Origin of the sequence: Micromonospora luteifusca (assembly GCF_016907275.1) — a bacterium.
GTDB lineage: Bacteria > Actinomycetota > Actinomycetes > Mycobacteriales > Micromonosporaceae > Micromonospora > Micromonospora luteifusca.
Genome location: NZ_JAFBBP010000001.1, coordinates 6,690,165 through 6,714,854, shown reverse-complemented (window position 1 = coordinate 6,714,854; position 24,690 = coordinate 6,690,165). Strand labels below are relative to the sequence as shown.

General features: G+C 71.7%; 23 protein-coding genes. 11 read left to right on the top strand and 12 right to left on the bottom strand.

Annotated features, from left to right (window positions below):
• The first annotated feature begins 184 nt into the window (after positions 1-184).
• From JOD64_RS30370 to ctaD, 5 genes are all read left to right on the top strand, one after another.
• Positions 185-1,201 (top strand): glucosyl-3-phosphoglycerate synthase, encoded by a 1,017-nt coding sequence (locus tag JOD64_RS30370; RefSeq protein ID WP_204945410.1) that lies wholly within the window; start codon positions 185-187, stop codon positions 1,199-1,201.
• 136 nt (positions 1,202-1,337) lie between these two features.
• Complete coding sequence (locus tag JOD64_RS30365; RefSeq protein WP_204945409.1) at positions 1,338-2,495, top strand: glycosyltransferase; 1,158 nt, start codon at positions 1,338-1,340, stop codon at positions 2,493-2,495.
• A 147-nt stretch (positions 2,496-2,642) separates the two neighbouring features.
• Positions 2,643-3,101, top strand: coding sequence for a DUF4383 domain-containing protein (locus JOD64_RS30360; protein WP_204945408.1), 459 nt, complete (start codon positions 2,643-2,645; stop codon positions 3,099-3,101).
• 109 nt (positions 3,102-3,210) lie between these two features.
• Positions 3,211-3,939, top strand: coding sequence for an ATP-binding protein (locus JOD64_RS30355; protein WP_204945407.1), 729 nt, complete (start codon positions 3,211-3,213; stop codon positions 3,937-3,939).
• 145 nt (positions 3,940-4,084) lie between these two features.
• The gene (ctaD, locus tag JOD64_RS30350) at positions 4,085-6,076 is read left to right on the top strand and encodes an aa3-type cytochrome oxidase subunit I (protein WP_204945406.1); all 1,992 of its coding nucleotides are present in this window, start codon (positions 4,085-4,087) and stop codon (positions 6,074-6,076) included.
• 71 nt (positions 6,077-6,147) lie between these two features.
• Here ctaD and JOD64_RS30345 read toward each other — a convergent pair whose 3' ends face one another.
• Complete coding sequence (locus JOD64_RS30345; protein ID WP_204945405.1) at positions 6,148-7,290, bottom strand: SigB/SigF/SigG family RNA polymerase sigma factor; 1,143 nt, start codon at positions 7,288-7,290, stop codon at positions 6,148-6,150.
• 223 nt (positions 7,291-7,513) lie between these two features.
• A complete protein-coding gene (locus JOD64_RS30340; protein WP_307813822.1) occupies positions 7,514-8,956 on the bottom strand; it encodes a hypothetical protein in 1,443 nt (480 codons plus the stop codon).
• 203 nt (positions 8,957-9,159) lie between these two features.
• Between JOD64_RS30340 and JOD64_RS30335 the strand changes: the two genes are divergently transcribed.
• Positions 9,160-9,390, top strand: a complete 231-nt coding sequence (locus JOD64_RS30335) for a CDGSH iron-sulfur domain-containing protein (protein ID WP_204945403.1) — start codon at positions 9,160-9,162, stop codon at positions 9,388-9,390.
• 63 nt (positions 9,391-9,453) lie between these two features.
• On the opposite strand, the gene JOD64_RS30330 is transcribed toward JOD64_RS30335, so the two are convergent.
• Genes JOD64_RS30330 through JOD64_RS30320 form a run of 3 tightly spaced genes read right to left on the bottom strand, consistent with a single transcriptional unit; the run spans position 9,454 to position 13,490 of the window.
• Entirely contained in the window at positions 9,454-10,569 is a 1,116-nt protein-coding gene (locus JOD64_RS30330) for an iron-containing redox enzyme family protein (RefSeq protein ID WP_204945402.1), read from the bottom strand.
• 49 nt (positions 10,570-10,618) lie between these two features.
• On the bottom strand, positions 10,619-12,373 hold the full coding sequence (locus tag JOD64_RS30325) for a thiamine pyrophosphate-binding protein (protein ID WP_204945401.1): 1,755 nt from the start codon (positions 12,371-12,373) through the stop codon (positions 10,619-10,621).
• Positions 12,366-13,490, bottom strand: coding sequence for a baeRF2 domain-containing protein (locus JOD64_RS30320; RefSeq protein ID WP_204945400.1), 1,125 nt, complete (start codon positions 13,488-13,490; stop codon positions 12,366-12,368). Before JOD64_RS30320 ends, JOD64_RS30325 begins: the two co-directional genes overlap by 8 nt.
• A 142-nt stretch (positions 13,491-13,632) precedes the next feature.
• Between JOD64_RS30320 and JOD64_RS30315 the strand changes: the two genes are divergently transcribed.
• Complete coding sequence (locus JOD64_RS30315) at positions 13,633-14,181, top strand: hypothetical protein (RefSeq protein WP_204946331.1); 549 nt, start codon at positions 13,633-13,635, stop codon at positions 14,179-14,181.
• Between the two features lie 46 nt (positions 14,182-14,227).
• On the opposite strand, the gene JOD64_RS30310 is transcribed toward JOD64_RS30315, so the two are convergent.
• On the bottom strand, positions 14,228-14,566 hold the full coding sequence (locus JOD64_RS30310; protein ID WP_204946330.1) for a DUF3817 domain-containing protein: 339 nt from the start codon (positions 14,564-14,566) through the stop codon (positions 14,228-14,230).
• Between the two features lie 152 nt (positions 14,567-14,718).
• Here JOD64_RS30310 and JOD64_RS30305 point away from each other — a divergent pair, with 152 nt between their 5' ends.
• Positions 14,719-16,197, top strand: a complete 1,479-nt coding sequence (locus tag JOD64_RS30305) for a glutamate-cysteine ligase family protein (RefSeq protein WP_204945399.1) — start codon at positions 14,719-14,721, stop codon at positions 16,195-16,197.
• Positions 16,198-16,260: 63 nt separating this feature from the next.
• On the opposite strand, the gene JOD64_RS30300 is transcribed toward JOD64_RS30305, so the two are convergent.
• Positions 16,261-16,647, bottom strand: a complete 387-nt coding sequence (locus JOD64_RS30300; RefSeq protein ID WP_204945398.1) for a DUF2267 domain-containing protein — start codon at positions 16,645-16,647, stop codon at positions 16,261-16,263.
• Positions 16,648-17,025: 378 nt separating this feature from the next.
• Here JOD64_RS30300 and JOD64_RS30295 point away from each other — a divergent pair, with 378 nt between their 5' ends.
• Complete coding sequence (locus tag JOD64_RS30295) at positions 17,026-18,042, top strand: S66 peptidase family protein (RefSeq protein ID WP_239559729.1); 1,017 nt, start codon at positions 17,026-17,028, stop codon at positions 18,040-18,042.
• On the opposite strand, the gene JOD64_RS30290 is transcribed toward JOD64_RS30295, so the two are convergent.
• The 3 genes from JOD64_RS30290 to JOD64_RS30280 form a co-directional block, all read right to left on the bottom strand.
• Positions 18,039-18,593 carry a GNAT family N-acetyltransferase gene (locus JOD64_RS30290; RefSeq protein ID WP_307813820.1) on the bottom strand — a complete coding sequence of 185 codons (555 nt, stop codon included), beginning with the start codon at positions 18,591-18,593 and terminating at the stop codon, positions 18,039-18,041. The genes JOD64_RS30295 and JOD64_RS30290 overlap by 4 nt on opposite strands.
• 208 nt (positions 18,594-18,801) lie before the next feature.
• Positions 18,802-19,974, bottom strand: a complete 1,173-nt coding sequence (locus tag JOD64_RS30285; protein ID WP_204945396.1) for a zinc-dependent alcohol dehydrogenase — start codon at positions 19,972-19,974, stop codon at positions 18,802-18,804.
• Positions 19,975-20,001: 27 nt separating this feature from the next.
• Positions 20,002-20,952 carry an SRPBCC family protein gene (locus JOD64_RS30280; protein WP_204945395.1) on the bottom strand — a complete coding sequence of 317 codons (951 nt, stop codon included), beginning with the start codon at positions 20,950-20,952 and terminating at the stop codon, positions 20,002-20,004.
• A 220-nt stretch (positions 20,953-21,172) separates the two neighbouring features.
• On the opposite strand from JOD64_RS30280, the gene JOD64_RS30275 reads away from it, so the two are divergent.
• Both JOD64_RS30275 and JOD64_RS30270 read left to right on the top strand, forming a co-directional pair.
• On the top strand, positions 21,173-21,697 hold the full coding sequence (locus JOD64_RS30275) for an RNA polymerase sigma factor (RefSeq protein ID WP_204945394.1): 525 nt from the start codon (positions 21,173-21,175) through the stop codon (positions 21,695-21,697).
• On the top strand, positions 21,684-22,883 hold the full coding sequence (locus JOD64_RS30270) for a WD40/YVTN/BNR-like repeat-containing protein (protein ID WP_204945393.1): 1,200 nt from the start codon (positions 21,684-21,686) through the stop codon (positions 22,881-22,883). Before JOD64_RS30275 ends, JOD64_RS30270 begins: the two co-directional genes overlap by 14 nt.
• Before the next feature lie 38 nt (positions 22,884-22,921).
• On the opposite strand, the gene JOD64_RS30265 is transcribed toward JOD64_RS30270, so the two are convergent.
• Both JOD64_RS30265 and JOD64_RS30260 read right to left on the bottom strand, forming a co-directional pair.
• The gene (locus JOD64_RS30265) at positions 22,922-23,932 is read right to left on the bottom strand and encodes a HEAT repeat domain-containing protein (protein ID WP_204945392.1); all 1,011 of its coding nucleotides are present in this window, start codon (positions 23,930-23,932) and stop codon (positions 22,922-22,924) included.
• A 6-nt stretch (positions 23,933-23,938) separates the two neighbouring features.
• Complete coding sequence (locus JOD64_RS30260; RefSeq protein ID WP_204946328.1) at positions 23,939-24,601, bottom strand: HEAT repeat domain-containing protein; 663 nt, start codon at positions 24,599-24,601, stop codon at positions 23,939-23,941.
• Between the last annotated feature and the right edge of the window lie 89 nt (positions 24,602-24,690).

The window sequence follows — 24,690 nt, the reverse complement described above, 5'->3', positions numbered from 1 at the left end:
CCTTCAAAGACGTTTCTCTTGCGATGGGAGCAGTCCCCTGGGGTGTGCGCAATCAAACGTTCATCCCCCGGGAACGCGGTGGCGTCACCCCGTGATCAAGCTGTTGCCAAGAAAGCGGTTAGCGCGTGCTGAGGAATGGGAACAACCAATGTCGGTTTTTCCACGCTCGAACGGAGGGGTGCCCGTGCGGGATACGACACCGAGCGTGTCACCGGTGGTGGAGGCCTGGGCCACGTACCGGACGACGTCTGCGGCGGACTGGCCAGCTCGTCGGCTGCTGCGTGCCAAGGGAGGGACCCGGGTCAGCGTGGTGCTGCCGGCACGTAACGAGGAAGCCACCGTCGGCGCGATCGTATCGACCATCCGGGAACACCTGATGGATCGCGTCGCTCTGGTCGACGAGCTGATCGTGGTGGATTCGCGCTCGACCGACCGCACCGCCCAGGTGGCCCGCGCCGCCGGCGCGGAGGTGGTCAGCCAGGACGCGATGACCCGGGGGCTGCCCCGGCTGAGCGGCAAGGGTGACGCGCTCTGGGCCGGTCTGGCCGCCGCCGAGGGTGACGTGGTGGCGTTCATCGACGCCGACCTGCGAGAGTTCCGGCCGCATTTCGTGAGCGGGCTGCTCGGCCCGCTGCTGACCGACCCGTCCGTCGACTTCGTGAAGGGCTTCTACCACCGGCCTCTGGTGGGCGCCGCCACCGTGGAGCAGGACGGCGGGGGCCGGGTGACCGAGCTGATGGCCCGACCACTGCTCAACCTCTTCTGGCCCGAGCTGGCCGGCTTCGTGCAACCCCTCGCCGGCGAGTACGCGGGACGCCGCGACGTGTTGGCCCAGGTGCCGTTCGTCTCCGGGTACGGCGTGGAGACGGCCATGATGATCGATCTGCTCGACCTCGTCGGCCTGGACGCGATGGCGCAGGTCGACCTCGGTGAGCGCAAGCACCGGCACCAGGACACGGCGGCCCTCGGCCGGATGTCCGCGCAGATCATGTTGACCGCCTGGTCCCGGTTGCAGCGGCGCGGGTGGGCGACCCCCGGGCTGGCACCGGAGGCGTTGCTGACCCAGTTCCGCCGCGGTGGCTCGGACACCTTGCCGAACCTCGACCGCGAGATCGTGGTCAGTGACGTGTCCATCGAGGAACGCCCCCCGCTGGCCGAGCTGCGCCACCGGGTGCCCCGCCGCCGGGTGGCCGCCGCGTGAGCGCGAGGAGTGAGCCGGTCCTGCGAGCCCCGCAGTCGCGAACCGGGGGCACCGTGAGCGCGAGGAGTGAGCCGGTCCTGCGAGCCCCGCAGTCGCGAACCGGAGGCACACTAACCGGCCGGAAGGGGCGGGCCCGATGAGCCTGACCGTACTCATGAACGCCGGCCCGTGGCTGTCGGTGCCACCGCCCGGCTACGGCGGCATCGAGAACGTGATCGCCACGCTGGTGCCGGAGCTGCGGCGACTCGGCGTCCGGGTGGTGCTCGCCTCGGTGGGCAGCAGCACGCTGCCGGTGGACGAGCAGGTGTCGGTCTTCGCCGACGGGCAGTTCGCCGCCTTGCAGCGGCCGTACAACCAGGTCTGCGGGATCGCCCAGGCGCACCTGGCCGGGGTGGTCCGTGAGCTGCACTCCCGCGACGACATCGACCTGGTGCACGACCACGTGGAGGCGGTCGGGCTGGCCACTCTCGCCGCGATGGGACCGGCCGGCCCGCCGACCCTGCACACCCTGCACTGGGACCTGGCCAAGCACCCGGCCCTCTACGGCGGTCTGGACGGCGGCGACCGGGTTCGCGTCAACGGCGTCTCCGCATCGCAGCTCGCCCGGGCCCCGCTGGCGCTGCGGGAGCACTCGGTGGGGCACGTGCACCTGTCCACCCCGCTCGCCGTGGACGCCGACCGGCGTCCCCGACCGGACAAGGGCGAACACCTGCTCATTCTGGGCAGGATCAACCCGGGCAAGGGGCAGGACGTGGGTGCCCGTCTCGCGCATCGGGTCGGTATCCCGCTGGTGCTGGCGGGGCCGGTCGGCCCGTATCACCGCCCGGCCGATCTGGCCGCGGCCGGCGACGAGGCGCGGCAGAACCCGGACGTGCGGTTCTTCCTGGACGAGGTGGCGCCACACGTCGACGGTGACCTGGTCCGCTGGGTCGGCACGGTGGCCGGTCAGGAGCGCGACGACCTGCTCGCCAGCGCCCGCGCCTCGCTGTTCCCGCTGCGCTGGGAGGAGCCGGGTGGCACGGCGGTCGTCGAGTCCCTCGCCCTGGGAACCCCGGTGGTGGCCACCGCTCGGGGCTGCCTGCCGGAGCTGATCGAGCACGGGCGCACCGGGCTGCTCACCACCGACGAGGAGGAGCTGGACGACCTCGTACTCTCCGCCGAGTTGCTCGACCCCGACGAGTGCCGGCGGGTGGCCGCGCAGCGGTTCACCCCCGAGGTGATGGCGCAGCGCTACGTCGAGCTGTACGAGCGGGTCCGCCAGGGGGCCACCGTGTCACGGCTGCTCCCGGCCTGACCGTCGACCCGGCGCGACCCGGCCCGACCCGGGCGCGGCAGGACCCGACCCCGGCCTGACGCGGCCGGACGGTCGGTGGCGGTTTGTCGGCGGCGGCAGCGGGTAGCCCCGCAGCGCTCATGCCCGCCGCCCAGCGAGGAGCCGGTGATGGTCGGACCGATGGCGCACTCCCGGGCCCGTCCCAACCCGGCCGACGGCAAGCCGCCGGTCCGCCGCGCGGCGGCCTCGGTGGGGGTGCTGTTCCTGCTGGTCGGCGTGCTCGGTTTCGTGCCGGGGATCACCACCGGAATGGACGCCCTGAGTTTCGCCGGCCACGGCTCCGGGGCGTACCTGTTCGGCGTCTTCCAGGTGTCGGTGCTGCACAACCTGGTGCACCTCGCGTTCGGGGTGGCGGGTCTGGTGCTGGCGCGGACGGTCACCGGCGCTCGGGTGTTCCTGATCGGCGGCGGCGCCGTCTACCTGGTGTTGTGGCTCTATGGGCTGGCGGTGGACCACGACACCGGGGCGAACGTTCTACCGGTCAACGACGCCGACGACTGGCTGCACCTGGGCCTCGGTGTCGGCATGCTCGTGTTGGGTGTCCTCACCGGGCGGCCCCGTCGGTGACCTGCCGATGCGGGCCGTGACCTGCCTCGCCTCGCCGTCGGTCCGGTTTGGCGTCGGTTGGCCTCGGGTAGTTGGCAGATCCCGACCCAGCAGCGAATTGAGGCCGCCGATGTCCAGCCGGATCACCTGCGACCTGCGCGCCACGGCACCGGTGGCGGTCGTCCGGCTCCGGGGCGCACTGGACCTGGGCACCATGCGGTTGGTGCACCAGGCGCTCAACGACGCGCTCGTCGACCAGCCGGAGGCACTGGTGGTCGACATGGCCGAGGTGAACGTCAAGGACCGGCTGGCGCTGTCCGTCTTCGCCGCGACCGCCCGCCAGGCCGAGGAGTGGCCGGCCGTGCCGGTGATGCTCTGCGCCCCGTCGCCGGTCGCCGCGCGATGGCTGGCCGAGACGACCACGTGTCGGGTGGTCCCGGTGTCGGTGGACTGCGCGGCGGCGACCCGGGTGGCCGGCGCGACGGCCACGTTACGGATGCGGACCCGGCTGGAGCCGGTTGCCGAGGCCTGCCGTCGTGCCCGGGAGCTGGTCACCGACGCGTGCACGCGGTGGAACCTGCCCGACGCGTCCGGCCCTGCCGCGCTGGTGCTCAGCGAGCTGGTCGGCAACGTGGTCCGGCACGCCCGCACGCCGATGCAGGTGACGGTGACCCTGCGCCGGCCGTACCTGCACCTGGCGGTGGTGGACGGCAGCCGCGCCCAGGCCCGGCCGGGCGGGACGGACCTGCACGCCGAGGGTGGGCGCGGATTGCTGCTGGTCCGGGAACTGGCGCAGCGGTGGGGCAGCGTGCCGGCCGGTCAGGGTAAGGCCGTCTGGGCGATGCTGCCGGCGACCTGAGCGTTCGAGGGACCGCCACGGGGGTCACGCCCGCTTGCGTCGGTACCGGCGATCTGACCGAAATTTCCGCTCTGGCCTGGTTACATGGGGAGAGGGTCGGGTAGGCACGCCCGTCCTTTCTGCCGTCACGACGGGGTGAGCAGCCATGCCCAAGCGGGTAACCACGGAACCCGGTCGCGATCGGGGCCCAGCGATTCTGGCACCGGCCCGTTTCGGGGGCTTCCCGGGAGCGGTACGAGCGCCGGTCCCCGGCAGCTCCTTGATCAAGTTCCTTGCGACGACCGACCACAAGCAGATCGGCCTGCTGTATCTGCTGACCTCCTTCGCCTTCTTCATCTTGGGCGGCCTGGAGGCGATGTTGATGCGGGCCGAACTGGGCCGCCCGGGGATGCAGTTCCTGTCCTCCGAGCAGTACAACCAGCTGTTCACCTCGCACGGCGCGGTGATGCTGCTGTTGTTCGCCACGCCCGCGGGGTTCGGGTTCGCCAACTTCATCGTCCCGATCCAGATCGGCGCGCCGGACGTGTCGTTCCCCCGCCTCAACGCGCTCGCCTACTGGCTGTTCCTGTTCGGCGGGCTGATGGTGATCGGCGGCTTCCTCACCCCGCAGGGGTCGGCCGACTTCGGCTGGACCGCCTACCCCCCACTGAGCAGTGTCGAGAACTCCCCAAGTGTGGGCGCGAACATGTGGGTGCTCGGCCTGGTGGTCTCCGGGCTCGGCACCATCCTCGGCGCGGTCAATCTGATCACCACGATCCTGACCCTGCGCGCACCCGGCATGACCATGTTCCGGATGCCGATCTTCACGTGGAACATGCTCTTCACCAGCGTGCTGGTGATCCTGGTCTTCCCGCTCCTGGCCGCCGCACTGCTCGCGCTGGCGGCCGACCGGCTGCTCAACGCGCACGTCTACGACGCCGCCACCGGAGGCCCGATTCTCTGGCAGCACCTGTTCTGGTTCTTCGGTCACCCCGAGGTGTACATCATCGCGTTGCCGTTCTTCGGCATCATCACCGAGATCCTCCCGGTCTTCTCGCGCAAGCCGCTCTTCGGCTACACCGGGATCGTGCTGGCCACCGTCGCGATCACCGTGCTGTCCATGACGGTCTGGGCGCACCACATGTTCTCCACCGGTCAGGTGCTGCTGCCGTTCTTCAGCATCACGAGCTACCTGATCGCGGTGCCCACCGGCGTGAAGTTCTTCAACTGGATCGGCACCATGTGGAAGGGGCAACTCACCTTCGAGACACCGATGCTGTTCGCCATCGGCTTCCTCGTCACCTTCCTTCTCGGCGGCCTCACCGGGGTGCTGCTGGCCAGCCCGCCGGCCGACTGGCACACCCACGACACCTACTTCGTGGTGGCGCACTTCCACTACGTGGTGTTCGGCACCGTGGTCTTCGCCCTCTTCGGCGGCTACTACTTCTGGTGGCCCAAGATGACCGGACGACTGCTCGACGAGCGGCTCGGCAAGGCGCACTTCTGGACCATGTTCATCGGCTTCCACGGCACCTTCCTGGTGCACCACTGGCTGGGCAACGAGGGCATGCCGCGCCGGTACGCCGACTACCTGCCCACCGATGGCTTCACCACGCTGAACACGATCTCCACGATCTTCTCGTTCATCCTCGGCGCGTCCACCCTGATCTTCATCTACAACGCCTGGAAGTCCTGGCGGTACGGGGCGATGGTGACGGTGGACGACCCGTGGGGCTTCGGCAACTCCCTGGAGTGGGCCACCAGTTGCCCGCCGCCGCTGCGCAACTTCGACCGGATGCCGCGGATCCGGTCCGAACGCCCCGCCTTCGACCTGAAGTACGGCCCGCTCGTCGCCGATCTGGGCCGGGACCTGCCGCAACGCACCACCAAGCCGCCACAGCACTTCGCCGAGGAGTTTCGGATGGAACATCACGCCCCGGAGTCGCCGGCCGCCGAGGGCGCGCACGGCGCCCAGGATGCGGTCGACTACCAGCCGGCGCCCCGATCCGGCGCCCGGCCGGTGGATGTGCCGGAGCCCGAGGGCGTCCGCCGGCCGAGCTTCGAGCAGAGCGACGCGCCCAAGGACGCCGAGGACGCGCCGAAGCCGCACGAACGCTGGCGCCACCCGCACAGCGACGGCAACCCCGAAGAGCACTGACCGGGGGTACGCCCCGAAAGGGCCGACATCCAGCGGGATGTCGGCCCTTTCGCCGTCGGTGTGTGGTGCGGTCAGTCCCGGGCGGGAGCCAGGCCGGCGGCGGTGAGTGAGCGGCGTACCGCGGGCTGGACCCGGGTCAGCCGCAGCGGCACCCCGGTCCGCTCCGCCGCGTCCCGCCCGGCCATCAGCGCGGCGATCCCACCGGCGTCGAAACCACCCGCGCCGACCAGGTCGACGACCACCTCGCTGGGCTGACCGGTGACCGCCTCCAGCATGGCCCGGCGCAGCTGGTCGGCACCGTCGCGGTCGATCTCACCGCCGACCTCGACGACCACCCGGTCGCCGTTCTGCTTCACCGAGATCCGGGTCTTGCCCGGGTCGGGCTCGGCGGCGCCGTTCTGCCACGGCGGCGGCGCGTCGGCGAGCATCGCCTGACGCAGCCAGGTGAGCGCCCGCGACAACAGCCGGGACACGTGCATCTGCGAGATGCCGAACCGGGCGGCGATCTCCGCCTGGGTCTGGTTGCCGTAGAAGCGCATTGCCAGGATCCGCCGCTCACGCCAGGGCAACCGGTGCAGCAGACCGCTCACCGTGACCCGGTCGTCGACCGATTCCAACGCGTTGTCCGACTCGCCGACGAGGTCACCGAACTCCGCGGAGCTTTCCCCGCCCACCGGGGCGTTGAGCGAGGCCGGGCTGTAGCCGGCCGCCGACTCCAACGCGGCGAGGATCTCCTCCTCCGGCGTCTCCAGTCGGGCCGACAGCTCGGCCACCGACGGGGCCCGGGACAACTCGCTGGTCAGTGCGGCGGTGGCCTGCCCCACCTCGAGGATCAGGTCCCGCAGCCGGCGGGGCACGTGTACGCCCCAGGTGCGGTCCCGGAAATGCCGTTTGATCTCGCCCACGATGGTGATCGCGGCGTAGGCGGTGAACGAGCCCCGTTCCGGGTCGTACCGGTCGACGGCGTTGACCAGCCCCAGCCGGGCCACCTGCTCCAGGTCCTCCAGCGGCTCCCCACGTCCCCGGTACCGGCGGGCCAGCCGACCGGCGAACGGCAGCGCGAAGCGCACCAGGTCGTCCCGGGCCTCTCCTCGCCGCTCCGGCGGGAGCCCGGCGATCCGGGCCGCGTACGCCAGTGCCGCCGCGTCGAGGTCCTCCAGACCCCGATCGGTGGGTGGTGGTGTGGTCGTGGTCGTGCTCGTCTGTCCGAACATCCGCGCCTCCCTCAGGAAGGTCCCCCGCCCGGATCGGGAAACCGGTCGTGCGCGTGGTCGAGCCACGCACCGGGCCGGAAAAGTGGGTCAGTGACTGGGATGCCAGCGGGCGACACCGCCTCTGCGCAGCGCAATCAGGCCGTCGCAGCCAGCGATGTTCCCGCTCCGTAGGTACTCAATCACGGGACCCCGGGTTCGCGAGGAAGTTTCGGCGTGCTCCGCCTCAGGAGAACAGCAACCCCTGGTGGCCGCCGCTGTCGCGGAGCACGGCCAACGCCTCGGCGGCCCCCAGCGGGGGCGGCGCGGGCAGGTCGTACGGCTGGGCACGCAGGACCTCGGTGGCCCGGCGGGTGGGCACCGAGGTGACCGGGTAGCCGCGCGCGGTGGTCCGGTCCAACGCCCGACGCCGCAACCCGAACCCGGCCACCGCCAGCCACTGCGGCAGCCCGGCCAGGGCGGGTGAGCGCACCCCGGGCGGTTCGGGCAGCACGTCCACCGAGCTGAACGCCTCGCTGCCGGCCAGCCACCACTCGGCCTCGTCGACACTGCGCCGGGTGGCGTTCTCACACCAGTACGGCACCAGCCCCGCCCGCACCACCTGCCACGGGTCGAGCAACCGGCCGCACTCCACCACCAGCCGGTCACCGGTCTTGCCGGCCCGGCGCAGCCACCGTCGGTACAGGTCGGCCACGCCGGCGCTCAGCGCCGCCGGCCGGGGCACCAGCACCTGGTGCAGCGGGTGCTCGTGCCGGGCGGACCAGTCCCGCGCGGCCAGTTCGAAGCCCGGGTCGACGCCGTGCTCGGCGTACGCCGACGGTACGGACACCTCCGGTGGCTCCCACCGGGCCGCGTCGCCGCCGACAGAGCGCAGCACCTGCCGCAGCGCGTGGCTGTCCGGGTGGAAGTCGACCGGGTCGAGCCCGCTGGCCGGGCAGCCGACCTGGAAGCTGTGGCCGGGGCCGCGCTCCAGCACCGGCCAGGTGCGCGCGTCACGGACCAGCAGCACCGGGGCACCCGGGACCAGCCGGTCGGCCAGGAACTGCGCGTACGCGGCCGGTAGGGCCCTCCACGCGGCGGCCAGCGACACGGTCGCCCCGGTCAGCGAGCCGCGGCTGGCCGGGCAGTGCACCTGGCGCAGGTGCAGGTCGGCGTTGCCGGTGAGCAGCCGGGTGGCGAGGGCCGCCCCGTGCTCCAAGGCGTCCGCCGGGCGGTCCACCGCGCCGTCGGGCCAGTGCATGGTCATCTCGAAGCCGGCGGGCAACCACGGCACGCCGAGGGCCACCGCGAGGTGTGCGGCCGCGCCGTGCGGTGAGCCGATGAGCACCCCGGGGTAGCGCCGTCGGGGGTACTGGTCGACGAACCAGCGGGCCACCCGGGCGGCGTCCACCTCGTCGGCCTGGGCCACGGTGAGCGCGACCCGACCGGCAGCCCGGGTGACCGCGGCACGGCGTACCGGCTCCGGGGCGCCCGGGAACCGTGACGTCGGCCCGGTGTGCGAAAGGTCGGCGCAATCCGCCCCTCGCAGCGCCCGGGCGGTGGCGGCGACCAGCACCCGGGCGGCGCTGCCCGCGGCCACGACCCGGTCGCCGGCCAGACCGGCGCCATCTGCCGTGAGCCCCTTGTGCACCTTGTGCACCGGCCCCACCTTGCCTCGTTCGCTCACCACGCGGCCCGGCTTCCCGTCCCGATGGGGTTCAAACGGGGCATCACCCACCCGGCAGCACATTCCGCTGGTCGGCGGGGTGCGCCGGTCATCACCGGCGTTCGGCGACGATCCGCCGCCGATGACCGCAGCGGGTTCGCCGGGGGCGATCACCCCGGGACGGCGGCACGGGTTTCGCCGGGGTCAGGGCGGGCACTTCCGGGGCCATGCGCACCGACGACACCAGTGAGCCCGCCGCCGCCACGATCACCCCGTACGAGGACGGACCGCTGCTGGTCCGCGGCGACTTCGACCTGGTCACCCCGGATGGCGAACGCATCGACGCGCGCCGGGGCACGGTGGCGCTGTGTCGGTGCGGCAAGTCGACGCTGAAGCCGTTCTGCGACGGCACCCACAAGGCGGTCAACTTCCGCGCGGGCACCGCCCGCGAGGGCTGACCCGCCGTTGGCCGCTGTCACCCGGGCCGCCTGGCCCCTTGATCGGCTCCAGGGCTGAGCCGGTCAGGCGACGGCGGGCTCGGCCGGCGGGGCCAGGGTGGCCGACGCTGTCGCGGCGAGGGGGACGCTCGGCAGCACGGTGGACGACAGGGGCGATGGGGCGGGCGACCGCAGCGAGCTGCGCCCGGCGGCCCAACTGTCCAACAGGTGCCCGGCGAACAGCCGGTCGATCGCGAGCCCGGCCGCCGCGCCGAAGAGCACGTCGGGGGCGAGGGCGGGTTCGACGTCGACCAGGCCGCCGCACATGTCGTGGGCGGCGATCTGCTCGTGCACGGCGTCGGCCTCGACGTGCTCGTCGAAGAAACGGGTGGCCACCTCGTCGAAGCCGAGCCGGCGCAACCCGTTGCCGTAGCGACGGTTCGGCAGCGAGGAGGTCATCTCGAACGCGGCCAGGTGCCCGAGCAGGGCGCCGCGCAGCCGTCGGTGCAGCCCGAACAGCGACATCAGGTTGTTGGTCGCCAGGGTCACCGCGGGCACCGCGTCCAGGTGGGCGCCGTAGGTGATGTCCAGGCCCAGCCGCTCCAGGGTGCACCGGAACAGCTCGGCGTGCATCCGGTTCAGCCGGCCGTTGCCGTACTCGTCGGTCTGGATCTCCACGAGGGCGGCCTTGGCCGGGCCGCCGAGGCGGGGCAGGGCCCAACTGTGCGGGTCCGCCTCGCGCAGGTGGTAGACGGAGCGGTGGGTGGCGAACTCGCGGAACTGGGTGAGGTCGGCGCGGCGTTGCAGCGTCGCGGCCAGCGGCGGTCCGTCGTCGGCCGCGACCAGCTCGGCGAGACCGGCGGCCACCCCGGCGGCGGGCACCGGCGGCGATCCGACCAGCCGGCGCACCGCCGCCTCGAACGACCGTTCGGCGTGCGCCCGTAGAGCGAGCAGCGTGGGTTGCCACTCCCACGCCTCGTCCACCCCCCGCCAGCCCCGGTAGTGCAGCTCGTAGCAAAGGAACAGGGTCAGCTGAAGGTCCTCGTCCGTGATCGGGTCCGCCGGGCCGAGGTGCGCGCCGAGATCTGACGGCAGGTCATGCGGCGGGCGCCGCAGAGCGCCGAGCACCGCCGCGGAGATCGGGCCGCGCGACCGCGGCAGCTCCGCAGGGCCGTAGCGGCGGTCGGCGGGCTCGGACATCGGACCTCCAGCGTCGTCGGGCCGCTACTGATGCCCGGGGCCAGGGCGGCTAAACGAGGTCTACGGCGTTCGCGGTGACCTCCACCTGTTCGCGGACCTTCCGGGCCGGAGCGCCGTCGGCGTACAGGCCCCGCAGGTCGGCGAACGCCGGCTCCGGCGGCGCCAGCGACACCGCCGGGTCGACGACGGCCTCCAGTACGCAGGGACGGTCCGCGGCCAACGCCTCGTCCCAGGCCGCGCCGACCAGCTCCGGGCGGTCCACCCGCACACCGTGCAGCCCGAGCAGCCGGGCCCAACCGGCGTACGGCACGTCGGGACGACGCTGGGTCGGGTCGGATGACGTCTCCCGGCCGCCGCCCAGGCCGCTCTGGTCACGGTTGTTGAGCACCAGCACCACCAGCCGCGGATCACGCCACGTCTGCCAGTGGTGTGACACGGTGATCAGCTCGGCGAGCCCGTTGAGCTGCATCGCCCCGTCACCGAGCAACGCGATCACCGGCTGGTCGGGGGCGGCGAGCTTGGCGGCCACCGCGTACGGCAGTGCGCAGCCCATCGACCCGAGGGTGCCGCACAGCTGCGCGTTCACCCCGGGTGGCAGGGCGAGGTGCCGGGCGTACCAGTAGAGGACCGACCCGACGTCGACCGCGACCGAGCCGGTGCCCGGCATCCGTGCAGACAGCTCCTGGAGTACGAGCTGCGGGTTGACCGGGTCGGCGGGCGCGGCGGCCCGCTCGACGGCGTCCTGACGCCACCGGTCCACCGAGCTCTCCACGGTGGCGCGCCACCGCTGCTCCGGCCGGCCGTGCAGGCGGGTCAGCAGCGCCCGCAGCGTTTCGGCGGCGTCACCGACCAGCGGCACGTCGGCCGGGTAGCGGGTGCCGATGCGACGACCGTCGATGTCGATCTGCACCGTACGGGCCTGCTCCGGCATCGGGAAGTAGTCGGTCCACGGGTCGTTGGTGCCGACCATGAGCAGCGTGTCGCAGCCGCCCATCAGCTCCGCCGCCGCCGGGGTGCCGACCTCGCCGAGCACCCCGGTGTGGAACGGCAGTCGCTCGTCGAGCACCGGCTTGCCCAGCAGTGAGGTGGCCACCCCGGCGCCGAGCCGATCGGCCATCTCGATGATCTCGGGGGCCGCGTCGCGACCGCCCTGGCCCACCAGGATCGCGACGCGTTGGCCGCCACCGAGCAGTTGCGCGGCGGCGTCGAGGTCCACCTCGTGGGGCAGCACCCGGGCCAACGGCTCACCCGGGGTCGCCGTGATCACCCCGACGGCGGACGGCTGCAGGTCGGGCACCAGGGCCTCCTGCAACTGCCGGGGCAGCACGACACAGGTCGGGCTGCGCGTCGCCGCCGCCGTGCGGAACGCCTGGTCCAGCAGCGCCGCCACGTGTTCGGGACTGCGACCGTACCGGACGAACTGGTTGCAGACGTCGCCGAAGAGCCGGCTCAACCCGATTTCCTGGTGCGCTTCGCCGAGCGGCCCGGAGATGTCCTCCCCGACGATCGCCACCACCGGTTTGCTGTCCAGTTTGGCGTCGTAGAGGCCGTTGAGCAGCTGGACGGCGCTGGGCCCCTGGGTGGCGAGGCAGACCCCGATGCCGCCGGTGAACTTGGCGTGCCCGGTGGCCATGAACGAGGCGGTCTCCTCGTGCCGGGCCGGAATGAACGCCGGCTCGCCGCCGGTACGCTCCAGCGCGTCGATCAGCGGGGCGATCGCCTCGCCCGGGTAGCCGAACGCGCGGGGCACCCGCCAGGCCAGGAGCCGTTCCACCACGAGGTCCGCGACGCGGCGCTCACCCATTGCCGCGCCCCGGCGTGCTGGGGTCGACGTAGCGCAGCACCGCGCCGACGCCGTCGGTCAGCTCGGGCGCCTCGTCCGGGCCCAGCACGGTCAGTGCCGCGTCGGTGCCGACGAGTGCGCGGACCAGCGCCGCGTCGGCGCGTACCCGTTGCGGGTCGTCCACCGACATCGCGGCCAACTGCCCCGGGTCGACGGCGATCTCGGTCGGCTCCGAGCCGATCCACAGCTCGCCGTCGGCCGACGGGTCGTCCACGATGATCATGGTGTCCACCTGGTTGCGTTGCAGGGCCCCGACGACGGCCTCCAGCCCGGCACCGACGTCCTCCTGGACGCCGAAGCGGTCCAGGGCGGCGCTGATGCGCTGATCGGCGACCTCCGCGATGGTCTGCACGGTGAGGTCGTCCAGCAGCGTCTGGTCCGCGCCGCCGGCTCGCGAGCCCGCGTCGGTGCGGACCACCGCGTCCTGCCAGCGCGCGGGCATCTGGGCGGCGATCATTCCGGTGGCTCGGACGTCGCCGGCGACCACCACCACGTCCGCGCCGACCTTCTCGGCCAGCTCCACGGTCGCCGCAGTGACGTCGCCGGCGTTGTGGTGCCACGCCTCCATGGCCGCCCGTTGGTAGCGCGACTGGGACCAGCCGCCGGGCTGGACCCGGCGCAGCTGGAACTCCTCCCGGCCGGTGATGTGCGCCCGCCGGGGCACCCCGCCCGCGCTGACGGCCACGGCGTCCGCGCCGGTACGGTCGGCCAGCACCCGAACCCACGCCACCTGTTCGCCCCGCTGGGCGAGCAGCGGCATCACGTGCGGCAACGGCGCGAAACTGGCGAGGTCGCTCAATGGTGGCGCGGACAGGTACTCGGAGAGCACCACCCGGCCGTGACTGGCGAAGACCGCCAGGCCGTAGTCCCCGGCCATCGGGTCGTGCCCACGGATCACCCGGTCCAACGCGGCGATGCTCGCCTCGTCGGCTCTCTGTTCGATGAGGCGCCGCTCCAGGGCTCGCCAGCGCAGGTCCAGTGCGGCGTGGGCGTCCTCCGTGTCAGCGGAGGCGTCCAGGTACACCGAGCACCACGGCCCGGGACGGTCGTAGAGCGGGCGCAGGAAGGACAGCTGCATGCTCGACCCCTTTCCAGCTCGACCCCCCGCTTACCCGGGTCGCGCGGGATGTCACCTCGCAGCCGTGAGCCCGTGACCAGGTTTCATTCACGTCGTTCAACCCAGGACGTCGATACGATCTGTGAACACATGCGGACTCTCGGTGGTGGGGATGGACAGCGGACTCGATACCCGACGGATCGTGCACCCGACGGAACGGATCGTCACCGGGCGGCTGGTCCGCCTGCTCGACGGCTACACCCGCGAGGTACGCATCGGGCAGCCGGTGCTGGTGGCGGTGCTCGCCGCGGCGGCGATCGCCCGGCTACCCGCCCTGCTGCTGCGCTCGCTCTTCTCCTTCGGCGGTGGCGGCACGCGTCGACGCTGGAAGCAGCTGAAGCAGGGTCCGGAATATCTGGTCACGCCGGTGCGGCTGCGCAACACCGCCGGTCAGCTCTGCGAGGTGGAGCTGCACGGTCACCTGCCGCAGAGCGCCCTGCACCCGGCGGACCAGGTGCAGCTCACCCTGCGCCCGCAAGGGGACCCGGAGTTGCCGCCCCGCATCGAGCGGATCGTCAACCTCACCACCGGGCAGCTGTTGACCCCGCGTACCGCGACGCTCTGGTCGCATCTCGGGCCGCCGCTGCTGCTGCGGGCGTTCCTGGGCGCGCTGCTGCTGGCCGGCATCACGGCCTGCGCCGCGCTGACCTGACCTGACCCGCACCGGGTCGGTTAGCGGGTCTGCCCCGGTTGGCGGGTCAGCCGACCGGGGCGGGCTCGCGGGCTGGTTGGCGGTCGACGCCGAGCATCCCCCGACGACGGGCCCAACGCTCGTAGGCCAGGGTGGCGAACGGGGGCACCGCACTGGCCAGGGCCACCGCCGTGGCCAGCAGGCTCCACCGGTGCAGTCGGGCCACGGCCAGCGTCAGCAGGACGTACGCGATGAACAGGCCGCCATGGATCGGCCCGAAGATCTTCACGCCCAGTTCGTTGTCCGGCGGGCCGTACTTGACCAGCATGCCGACCAGCAGGGCCAGCCAGGAGCAGGCCTCGGCGATCGCCGCCGCGACGAACAACCGGGTCACCTTCTCGCGCATCCGCACGCCACCACCTCTCGGGTCGCAATGCTATCCGGGTCGGCCGGCTGGGCTATCGGGACCCGCAGCTGGGTAGGAATGGGTCATCGGGTCTTCCCCACCCGCCGATCACGTGCGAGGTTAGGGGGACCAGCGGTGACAGGGTGGTGACCATGGGCGAGGACGTCGGCGTACGCACCTTCAGCCGGGAGGATCGGGCCCGCTATCGCGACAAGGTCCGCCGCTGCCTGGACGTCTTCGCCGAGATGCTGCGCGAGTCGCGTTTCGACGTCGACCGGCCGATGACCGGCGTCGAGATCGAGCTGAATCTGGTCGACGAGGCGTCGAACCCGGCGATGCGCAACGTCGACGTGCTGGCGGCCATCGCCGATGAGAGTTTCCAGACCGAGCTGGGCCAGTTCAACATCGAGATCAATGTGCCACCGCGCCGGCTGACCGGCACCGGCACCGCCGACTTCGAGGAGTACGTGCGGGCCAGCCTCAACGCCGCCGAGGTGAAGGCCCGGGCGATCGGCGCGCACATGGTCATGATCGGCATCCTGCCGACGCTGCGCCCCGAGCACCTGACCGCCGAGACGCTCTCGGCCAACCCCCGCTACAGGCTGCTCAACGAGCAGATCTTCGCGGCGCGCGGCGAGGATCTGCCGATCGCCATCAGCGGCGTGGAACGGTTGGCGGTCACCGCCGACACGATCACCCCGGAGGCGGCCTGCACCAGCACGCAGTTCCACCTGCAGGTCAGCCCGGTCCAGTTCGCCGACTACTGGAACGCCGCCCAGGCGGTCGCCGGCATCCAGGTCGCGGTCGGGGCGAACTCGCCGCTGTTCTTCGGGCGGGAGCTGTGGCGCGAAACCCGCATCCCGCTGTTCCAGCAGGCCACCGACACCCGGTCGGAAGAGATCAAAGCCCAGGGGGTACGCCCCAGAGTCTGGTTCGGCGAACGGTGGATCACCAGCGTGTTCGACCTGTTCGAGGAGAACGTGCGCTACTTCCCGGCGCTGCTGCCGGTCTGCGACCCGGAGGACCCGACGCAGGCCCTCGCGGCCGGTGAAGTGCCCAACCTCGCCGAGCTGCGCCTGCACAACGGCACCATCTACCGGTGGAACCGCCCGGTGTACGACGTGTCGCGCGGCCGACCGCACCTGCGGGTGGAGAACCGGGTGCTGCCGGCCGGCCCGACCGTGTTGGACACCATCGCCAACGGCGCCTTCTACTTCGGGTTGGTCCGCGCCCTCGCCGAGTCGGACCGGCCACTGTGGTCGCAGATGTCGTTCAGCGCCGCCGAGGAGAACTTCACCAGCTGCGCCCGGCATGGCATCGACGCGCAGGTGTTCTGGCCCGGCCTGGGCTATCTGCCGGTCACCGAGCTGGTGCTGCGCCGGCTGTTGCCGCTGGCGCAGCACGGCCTGGACCGGTGGGGGCTCGACCCGGGCGAGCGCGACCGGCTGCTCGGCGTCATCGAGCAGCGCTGCCTGACCAGCCGCAACGGCGCGACGTGGCAGGTGGAGACGCTGCACCGGCTGGAGTCCGCCGACCACCTGGACCGGCCGGAGGCGCTGCGCGAGGTGGTCCGCCACTACGTCGACCTGATGCACAGCAACCGGCCCGTGCACGAGTGGCCCATCCCGTGAGCGCCCGGGTCGCCCTGGTCGACCCGAACGCCGGGCTCGACGACCCGGGGATCCTCGCGGGGCTCAGCCTCGCGGCGTGGGCACACCGAAGAGATCGGTGATGCCGCCGGGAAGCTGGGCGAGCAGGTCGTGTCGCTCGTCGTCATCGAGCGCCTCGGCGACGGTACGCAACACCGCCTGGGCGTGTTGACGCACCTGGTCCGCGTTCGCGACCTGCTCGCGGTTCCCGACGTTCTTCAGGAACTCGCCAACGTCCCACCGGCGGCCCTCCGGATTGCGAGTGACGGACCCGTTCAACCGCTCCGGTAGCTGTGCCGCCAGGTGGTCGGCCTCCTGGCCGGCGAGCCGTTCACCGAGCACCGACAGGACGGCCTGTACGGACCGCACGGCCTCGTTCTCACCGAGGCCAGCGCGCTGTCGTACCGTGGCGATCATCTGCTCGTACTCCATGCTCCGCTCCTTCGGTCTCCTCGACATGCCGTCAGGCCTGCCTGCGGACGAACGGGGCGAGTTCCCACGCTCCCTGGCCACAAACGGGTCGCACGCTGACCCGGACTTCCCGCGATCGGCGGGCGGGTCCTCACAAAACGGTCAGGTCACTCAGGTTGCCGGCTGAGCCAGGTCGGGCCGTGCGGGAAGCCCGCCGCTGACACGGGGACAGCGCGCTGAACGCTGTCCCTTGTGGACCCCGCATGACATTGATGATTGTCGTAGGCTGTGGCAGCTCGGACATCGTCTGATCATGATGAGGGGACGCCGGTGGCCACTTCTGGAACAGACCCAGCCTCGACTCAGGGTTCTGCGCGGGTGCCCCTGTCCCGTCGACACATGCTGCGGATGGGAGCGGCGGCCGCCGGTGGTGCGGTGCTGGTCGGTCAGGCCGAGGCCGCGCAGGCCGCGCCGCCGGGTGCCGCGAAGCGCGTCCTGCGGGCACCGGCGCTGGCGCCCGGTGACCGGGTCCGGGTCGTGTCGCCCGGCAGCACGCCCGACCCCACGAACATGGCCCGTGGCATCGAGATCCTGCGCAGCTGGGGCCTGGAGGTCGAGCTGGGCAGGCACGTCTTCACCAGGTACGGCTACCTGGCCGGCACCGACGCGGAACGGCTGGCCGACCTGAACGCCGCGCTCACCGACCCGGGTATCCGTGCCGTGTTCGCCGCCCGTGGCGGTTACGGCACGCAGCGGATCGTCGATCAGATCGACGTTTCCGTTCTGCGCCGGGACCCCCGGGTGGTCGTGGGGTTCAGCGACATCACCAGCATCCACGGCAAGCTCTGGCGCGACACCGGCCTGGTCACCTTCTACGGCCCCATGGTCAACTGGTCCGACGATCGCACCGGCCCTGAGTCGGCCGAGGCGCTGCGTCGGGCGGTGATGACCACCGCACCGGTGACGATCGCCAGGGACCCGGCCGAGACAGCGGCCCCCGTGCTGGTGCCGGGCCGCGCATCGGGCCCCTTGCTCGGCGGCTGCCTCACCTTGATCTCCACCTCGCTCGGTGCGGAGGACGCCCCGAAGTTCGACGGCGCGATCCTGTTCTTCGAGGATGTCGACGAGGCTCCGTACAGCATCGACATGATGCTGACCGAGCTACGCCGGGTGGGCGTGCTGTCCCGGGTCGCCGGGGTGGTCATCGGTCAGATCACCAACAGCGTCGGTGAGCCGGGTGAGTGGGACGCGGCGGCGGTGCTGAAGGACCGCCTGTACGACCTCGGCGTGCCGGTGCTGGGCGGGCTACGGCTGGGGCATGGCGACGGGCAGCTCACCGTGCCGCTCGGCGCGCGGGCCGCGATCGACGCCGCGGCGGGGACCCTGACGGTGGAGCCGGGAGTCCGCCCGCGCTAGCCTCCCGTCGCCGCAGCCCAGGGGGACGGGTCGTCGCGCAACCGGCTGTAGAGGTAGCCGTCGCGCCACTGGCCAGCCCGAAACTCGCTGGCCCGCACGATCCCCTCAAGCTGGAAGCCGGCCTTCTCCAGCGCCCGCTGCTCGGCCACGTTCTCCGGGTGGGTGCCGGCCTGGATGCGCTGCGCCGGGGTGTGGTGGAACAGGTAGTCGCAGAGCAGCGCCTGCGCACGCCAGCCGATGCCACGCCCGCGCCACGGCGGCAACAGGACGATCCCGACCTCCCAGTACGACGCCCGCCCGGCATAGCGCCCGGACGTGTAGCTGACGAGACCGGCTGCGGCAGCGGCACCTTCCTGTTCCACCTCGACGATGAGGCGCCCGTCGTCCTCGCCGAGATAGCCGTCGACGGCGAACCGCCGAGCCGGCGCCTCAGCGTCGCGGAAGCCGGCCCAGTCCAGCCCGATCAGCTCCGGCTCGACGCAGAGCCGGCGGAACATCGCCAGGTCGGGCTCGGCGACCGGTCGCAGCCGAACAATGAGATCTGCCGTCACGGGCACCGATGTGCCACCACCACCATGCATGGCGACACGTTAGCGGGCACGACGCCGACACCGGCGCGTGCCGGGCAGAGATCAACCAGGATCAGCGACATGGCGGTGACCCGGCGAGCGGATACCGCCATGTCGCCGATCCGGAGTCGATCATCGCCACTGTCCCGGCAGGCGGGAGGCGCGGACCGAATGCTGGCGGGTCGGCCCCTCAGACGGTGAGCAGCACCTTCGTACAGTCGTCCTGCTTCTTCTGGAAGATCTTGTACCCCTTCGGGGCGTCGCGCAGCGGCATCCGGTGGCTGACGATGAAGCTCGGGTCGATCTCGCCGCGCTGGATCCGTTCCAGCAGCGGCCGGGTGTAGCGCTGGACGTGGCACTGACCCGTCCGCATGATCAGCGAGCGGTTCATGAACGCGCCCATGGGGAACTTGTCGACGAAACCGCCGTACGCGCCGACGACCGAGACCACTCCTCCCGAGCGGCAGGCGAGGATCGCCTGGCGCAGCGCGAACGGCCGTTCCGTCTCGACCCGAGCGACCTGCTTGGCCCGGTCGTACGCGTACATCGCGGTGTTGCCGTGGTGGCTTTCCAGGCCGACCGCGTCGATGCACGCGTCGGGCCCCCGGCCGGCGGTCATCTCGTTGAGCGTGTCCAGTACGTCAGCCTGTTCATAGTTGATCGTCTCGGCGCCGAGGTGTTCCTCGGCCAGCCGCAGCCGGTACGGGAACCGGTCGATGACGATCACCCGTTCCGCTCCGAGCAGCCGGGCGCTGGCGGCGGCGAACAGCCCGACCGGCCCGGCACCCCAGACGGCGATCACCTGCCCGGGTTTGATGTCGCACATCTCGGCGCCCATGTAGCCGGTCGGGAACACGTCGGCGAGCATGACCGCCTGGTCGTCGCGGACATCATCGGGAACCTTGAGCGGGCCGACGTCGGCGAACGGCACCCGGGCGTACTCGGCCTGACCGCCCGCGTACCCGCCGAGCAGGTGGGAGTAGCCGAAGATGCCGGCCGGCGAGTGGCCCATGATCTTCTCGGCGATGCCGGCGTTGGGGTTGGAGTTCTCGCAGACCGAGTAGAGGCCGCGCTGGCAGGACGAGCAGTGCCCGCAGGAGATCGGGAAGGGCACCACCACCCGGTCACCGGGCTTGAGGTTGCGCACCTGCGGGCCCACCTCCACCACCTCACCCATGAACTCGTGGCCGAGGATGTCGCCCTTTCGCATCGCGGGGATGTAGCCGTGGTAGAGGTGCAGGTCGGAGCCGCAGATCGCGGTGGTGCTGATCCGGACGATCGCGTCCCGGGCATTCATGATCTTCGGGTCGGGTACGTCGATCACCTTGACGCTGTCGGTGCCCATCCAGGCAGTGGCCTTCATTCTCGGTCCCTTTCGAAGCTGGGGCGGTCAGCGGCGGGACGCCGGCAGCGGCTGGGCGGGACGCTGCATGGCCTGCTGGCGCACGGAGATGCCGTTGGGGCTGCCCTCGGACCGGACCACCTCACCGGTCTCCAGCACCTGCTTGAACCGGCGCAGGTCGTCACGGACCTGCTGCTCGGGTTCCTCGCCGAAGAGCTTCGCCACCGCCCGGCCGAGCGCGCCGGCGGGCGGGGCGTAGCGCAGCTCCACCCGGACCTCGGTGCCCCGGTCACCGGGGGCGGGCACGAACCGGACGCGCCCCGCGTTGGGCACCCGTGCGCCCGGCAGCGAACGCCAGGTGATCGACTTGTTCGGCTGGTCGTCGATGATCTCGGCGTCCCACTCGACGCGGTGACCGGCCGGGCCGCGGGCGATCCAGTGCGAGCGGCGTAGGTCGTCGGCGCGTACCGACTCCAGGTGCGCCATGAACCGGGGCAGGTTCTCCATGTCCCGCCAGAACCGGTACGCCTCGGCGGGTGACCGGTTCACGGTCACCCCGATGTTCATCCGGATCATTCGCGCCCGGGCCTGTTGGGCACGCCGGATCCGTACGGCGGCGAAGACGTCGACGGCGGTGACGCCGGCGATCAGGGCGGTGGTCAGGGTCAGCCGGTGACGTCGTTCACCGCTGCGGTCGGCGAGGGCTCGGCCGAGCAGGGTCAGGTCCATGGCGTCGCCGGCCACCCGGCTCCACGCCCAGCCGGCCGGGCGTCGGCCGCTGAGCAGGCCGGCGGCGCTGCCCAACTCGCGCAGGCCGACGGCCGGGATCACCATGCGCGCCGCTGCGGAGTCGTCCACCCCGGTCAGTCGCGCGAGGGGACCAGGCGCGACCAGCGCACCGATGCCCAGAGCCAGACTCAGCAGGCCCAGCGTGCTGGGCAGCGTCGCCGGCACCGGCCCGTCCAGCTCCGGCAGGAGCACACTGTCGACACGGTCCATGTCCGGTCCTTTCGGGTGGGCGTGATCGCCAGCGCGCCGCCGCGGCGGGGCGCCGCCACCACCGTGACGCTATGCGGTAGGCACGCCCCATGCGCCCGGTTCGCGATAGAACGTCCGATGCGCCTACAGCGCCCAACGAATCGCGTTCGGATTATTGTGGCCGGCCACCGGAACCTTCTGCCCGGCCCGTTGGTGGGTGTCATGGAGAAGGGAGGTGACGGTGTCCGACGGTGATCTGATCTCCGAGCTCTACGCCAGCTGTTTCCGACGCCTGGTGGTCCAGCTGTACGCGGTGACCGGTGACCTGGCCGAGGCGCAGGAGGCGGTCCAGGAGGCGTTCACCCGGGCACTCGTGTCGCCCGGACGCTTCGCCGGGCTGAAGAACCCGGAGGCGTGGCTGCGCCGGGTCGCCGTGAACTGGGCGCGCAGCCGGTTCCGGCGCCGCCGGGTGCTCGACGGGCTGCTGCGCCGCATCGGCCCGCCGCCGGCCGTCGCCGATCACTCACCCGAGCACCTCGCCCTGCTCGCCGCGCTGCGCGTGCTGCCGGAGGGGCAGCGGCACGCGCTGGCTCTGCACTATCTCGTCGACCTGCCGGTGGACGAGATAGCCGCCACGTTGGGCGTGTCAGCGGGGACGGTGAAGTCCCGGCTGTCCCGGGGGCGGCACGCCCTGGCAGCCCTGCTCGCCGACACCTCCGACACCTCCGACACTATGCAACCCGGGAGCATCGATGTCCGGTCGTGAGTTCTCTGGATTCGACGTCGACACCATCACCGAGGCCGTCCGGAAGCCGCCCCTGGACGAGCTGCGAACCGCCGCCCGGTCCCGCCGACACCGCTCGGTCGCGATGGTGGCGACCGCACTGGTCGCTGTGGCCGGGCTGGCGGTCGTACCGCTGGTCGTCGGTCCGGACCGGGCGGACCCGCCGGCCCTGGCGGACCCGCCGCCCGCGCACTCCGGCGACTTCACGCTGACCGGGCCCGAGTCCGGAGTCGACGTGCGGCAGGAAGGCTGCGTCCTGCGGTTCTCGTACACCGGCGATCGCGGCCGAAGCTGGTCGGACTGGGACGCGGCCCAGTTCCACGGCACCAGATGTGCGGCCAGCTCCACCGGCACGGTGGACAGCCGCATCAAGTTCTCCGTGCTCAGTGACCGGTCCTACCTGGTCAGCGACACCGGGGTGCTGCGCCTCTCCACCGACTACGGCCGCACCTGGCGGGACGGGGAGACCGCGATCGTCGCCGTACCCGCGTTCCCGGCGACGGCCCGGCCGGTTTTCTGTGGGTTCGGCTGCGGGGCGCTGTCGGAGCCACTGGCGGTGGATCCGTCGAACGGAACCGTGTATCGGCTCACCGCCAGCGGACCCTCGTGGCGTGCACTGTTCAGCCTCTATCCGGGCACGGACGGCACCATCTGGGCGGCGTACCAGATCGGTAGTAGCCCGGGCGCGACGGCCGCCCGCAGTGCCGACCGGGGCGCGACCTGGACCAGTTGGGAGATGGGGGGCGACGCGAACGTGGTGGCGGTGGTGGGGCTCGACGACCGGGAGGGGTACGTGCTGACGTCGACGGCGGGCGGCTCGACGCGGCTGTCGAGGACCACGGACGGCGCGAAGACGTGGACGGACACGGGCGCGGAGCTACCGGAGCAGTATCACTGGGACCTCACGCTGGGATCGGACGGATCGCTCCTCGCGATCACCGCGGGTGAACGCACCGGATCCAACCGCCCCGCGCGGCTCCTGGTCAGCCGGGACGACGGAAGGCATTTCACCCTCGCCCGGGAGTACGGTCCGCTCGTCGGCTCGGTCAGCGTGGCACCCGGGTACGCCTGGCTCTTCGGCAGCGACGACGGGTCGACCGGCGAGCCGGACCACTTTCTCCTCACCACGGACGCGAGCACCTGGACCCGGTTCACGCTCGCCCCCTGACCGAACGGACGGCCCCCGGGCTAGGGCGAGGGGGCCGTTCAGGATGCAGAGTCTGCGCGCACCTGGAGAATGTAGGTCGCCGTGAGCGCGACCGCCCGGTCGTCGTCCTGTGCCAGGTCGACGAGGGCGCGCGCGGCCGCGTGTCCCGGAATGTCCGCCAACGCCTGCGCCAGCCGACGCCGGACGGACGACTCGACGGACCCCTGGGCGAGGCGGTCGACGAGCCTGATCGCGATCTGCTCCGCCAACGCGGGATCACTCGCCAGCGCGCTCAACGCGTCGGCCGCATCGACGTCATTCGTCTCCTCGACGACCACGTCGATGAGCGTCGGCACCGCGTCGGCCACTCCACGTGGCCCGAGCGTCAGGGCCGCATACCGGCGAACCACGATGTCGGGGTTCGCGAGGGCGTCCTGCAGCAGTGCGGTCGCGGTCGCGGTCGGGATCTCGGCGATGGACTGAACGGCCCGTCGCCGCACCTCGGCCACTGGTGAGCCGAGGCCCTCCGCCAGCAGCGCCAACCCGTCGTCGCCCGATTGCGCCAGAGCCCACCGAAGTGCCCCGGCGACGTTCGGGTCCGTCTCATTCAGCGCCGCCTCGACCAGCGCCTCCACCGGCACCGGAGCCTCGTCGACCGAGGACAGGGCCGCGCGCTGGCGCTTCCCCGCGCTCTCCGACCCCAACGCCTGCAGGAGTGCGACGATCTGGAGGACGTCCTCCCAGTCGGCCGGTTGCGCCGCACCGATCCGACGGAGTCGCGTGAGCAACTCCATCTCACCCGCGATCCGTCTTCGCGTCTGGCTGACCAGGTCATCGACGAGCCCCGAGGGTGTGAAGGCGGGATCATCGAGCGCGCGCCGGACCTCACGTAGCGACAGTCCCAGTGACCGCAGGCTCTCGACCTGGAAGATCAGCCGGAGGTCCTCGCCGGAATACTCCCGATAGCCGGCCCCGGTACGGCCGGTTGGCCGCACCAGGCCGAGCGATTCGTAGTGCCTGAGCATCCGCGCGCTGACCCCGGACCGTCGTGCCACCTCACCGATCAACACTGCCCATCACCCGTCCGCACCGATTCCGCCGAGAGCCACGACGCGCTTCGCCTCCTCGATCGCGAACTCGAAGCCGGCGTCCGGGTCGACCAGCAGCCGTTCTGTGGCGATCGCGTGCGCGCGCACGTGGGGGTCAAGATCCGTCTTCGCCGCGCGCAGGGTCGGCACGATCACCTCACCGAGTGCGATCAGCGCTCGGCTCAGGCTCAACTGCATTCCACGCTCGCCCCGCCCGAACTGTGTCGACAACACTCCGGCCAGGGTGGGCTCCGCGCCGTCCGGAACGAGGACGACCGCTGCTCGCCAGGCGCTCCGTGCCACCTCGTCGTCGGCGTCGGTCAGAAGCGCCCGGGTAATGGTCGGCCACGCCTGCCGATCCCCGATCTTGGACAGCGTATGCAACGCCTGGCTTCGCGCCTGCGTACGCTCCGACCGAAGTTCGTCGATCAGCTTGGGAACTGTCAACGCCGATGGGTGACGGATGAGTGCCCAGGTGAGCATTTCGCGCACATGGAAATCCGGCTCGATCGCACAACGCTCGATGAGCTTGTCGATCGACAGCGGATCAGGGGTCGTGCCGACCGCCAGCGCTGCTCGCAGCCGCACCGACGAGTCGGCGTTCTCCAGCCCCTGGAGAGCCCGCATCGTGTTCGTGCCGTTTCTCGGCATGGTCATCGGAACCACCTCATCGCCCCACTGAAGACCTTGCCACGGTGTCAAGGTCAAGCCAGCGTGAGGTGGTAGACCGACACGACGCT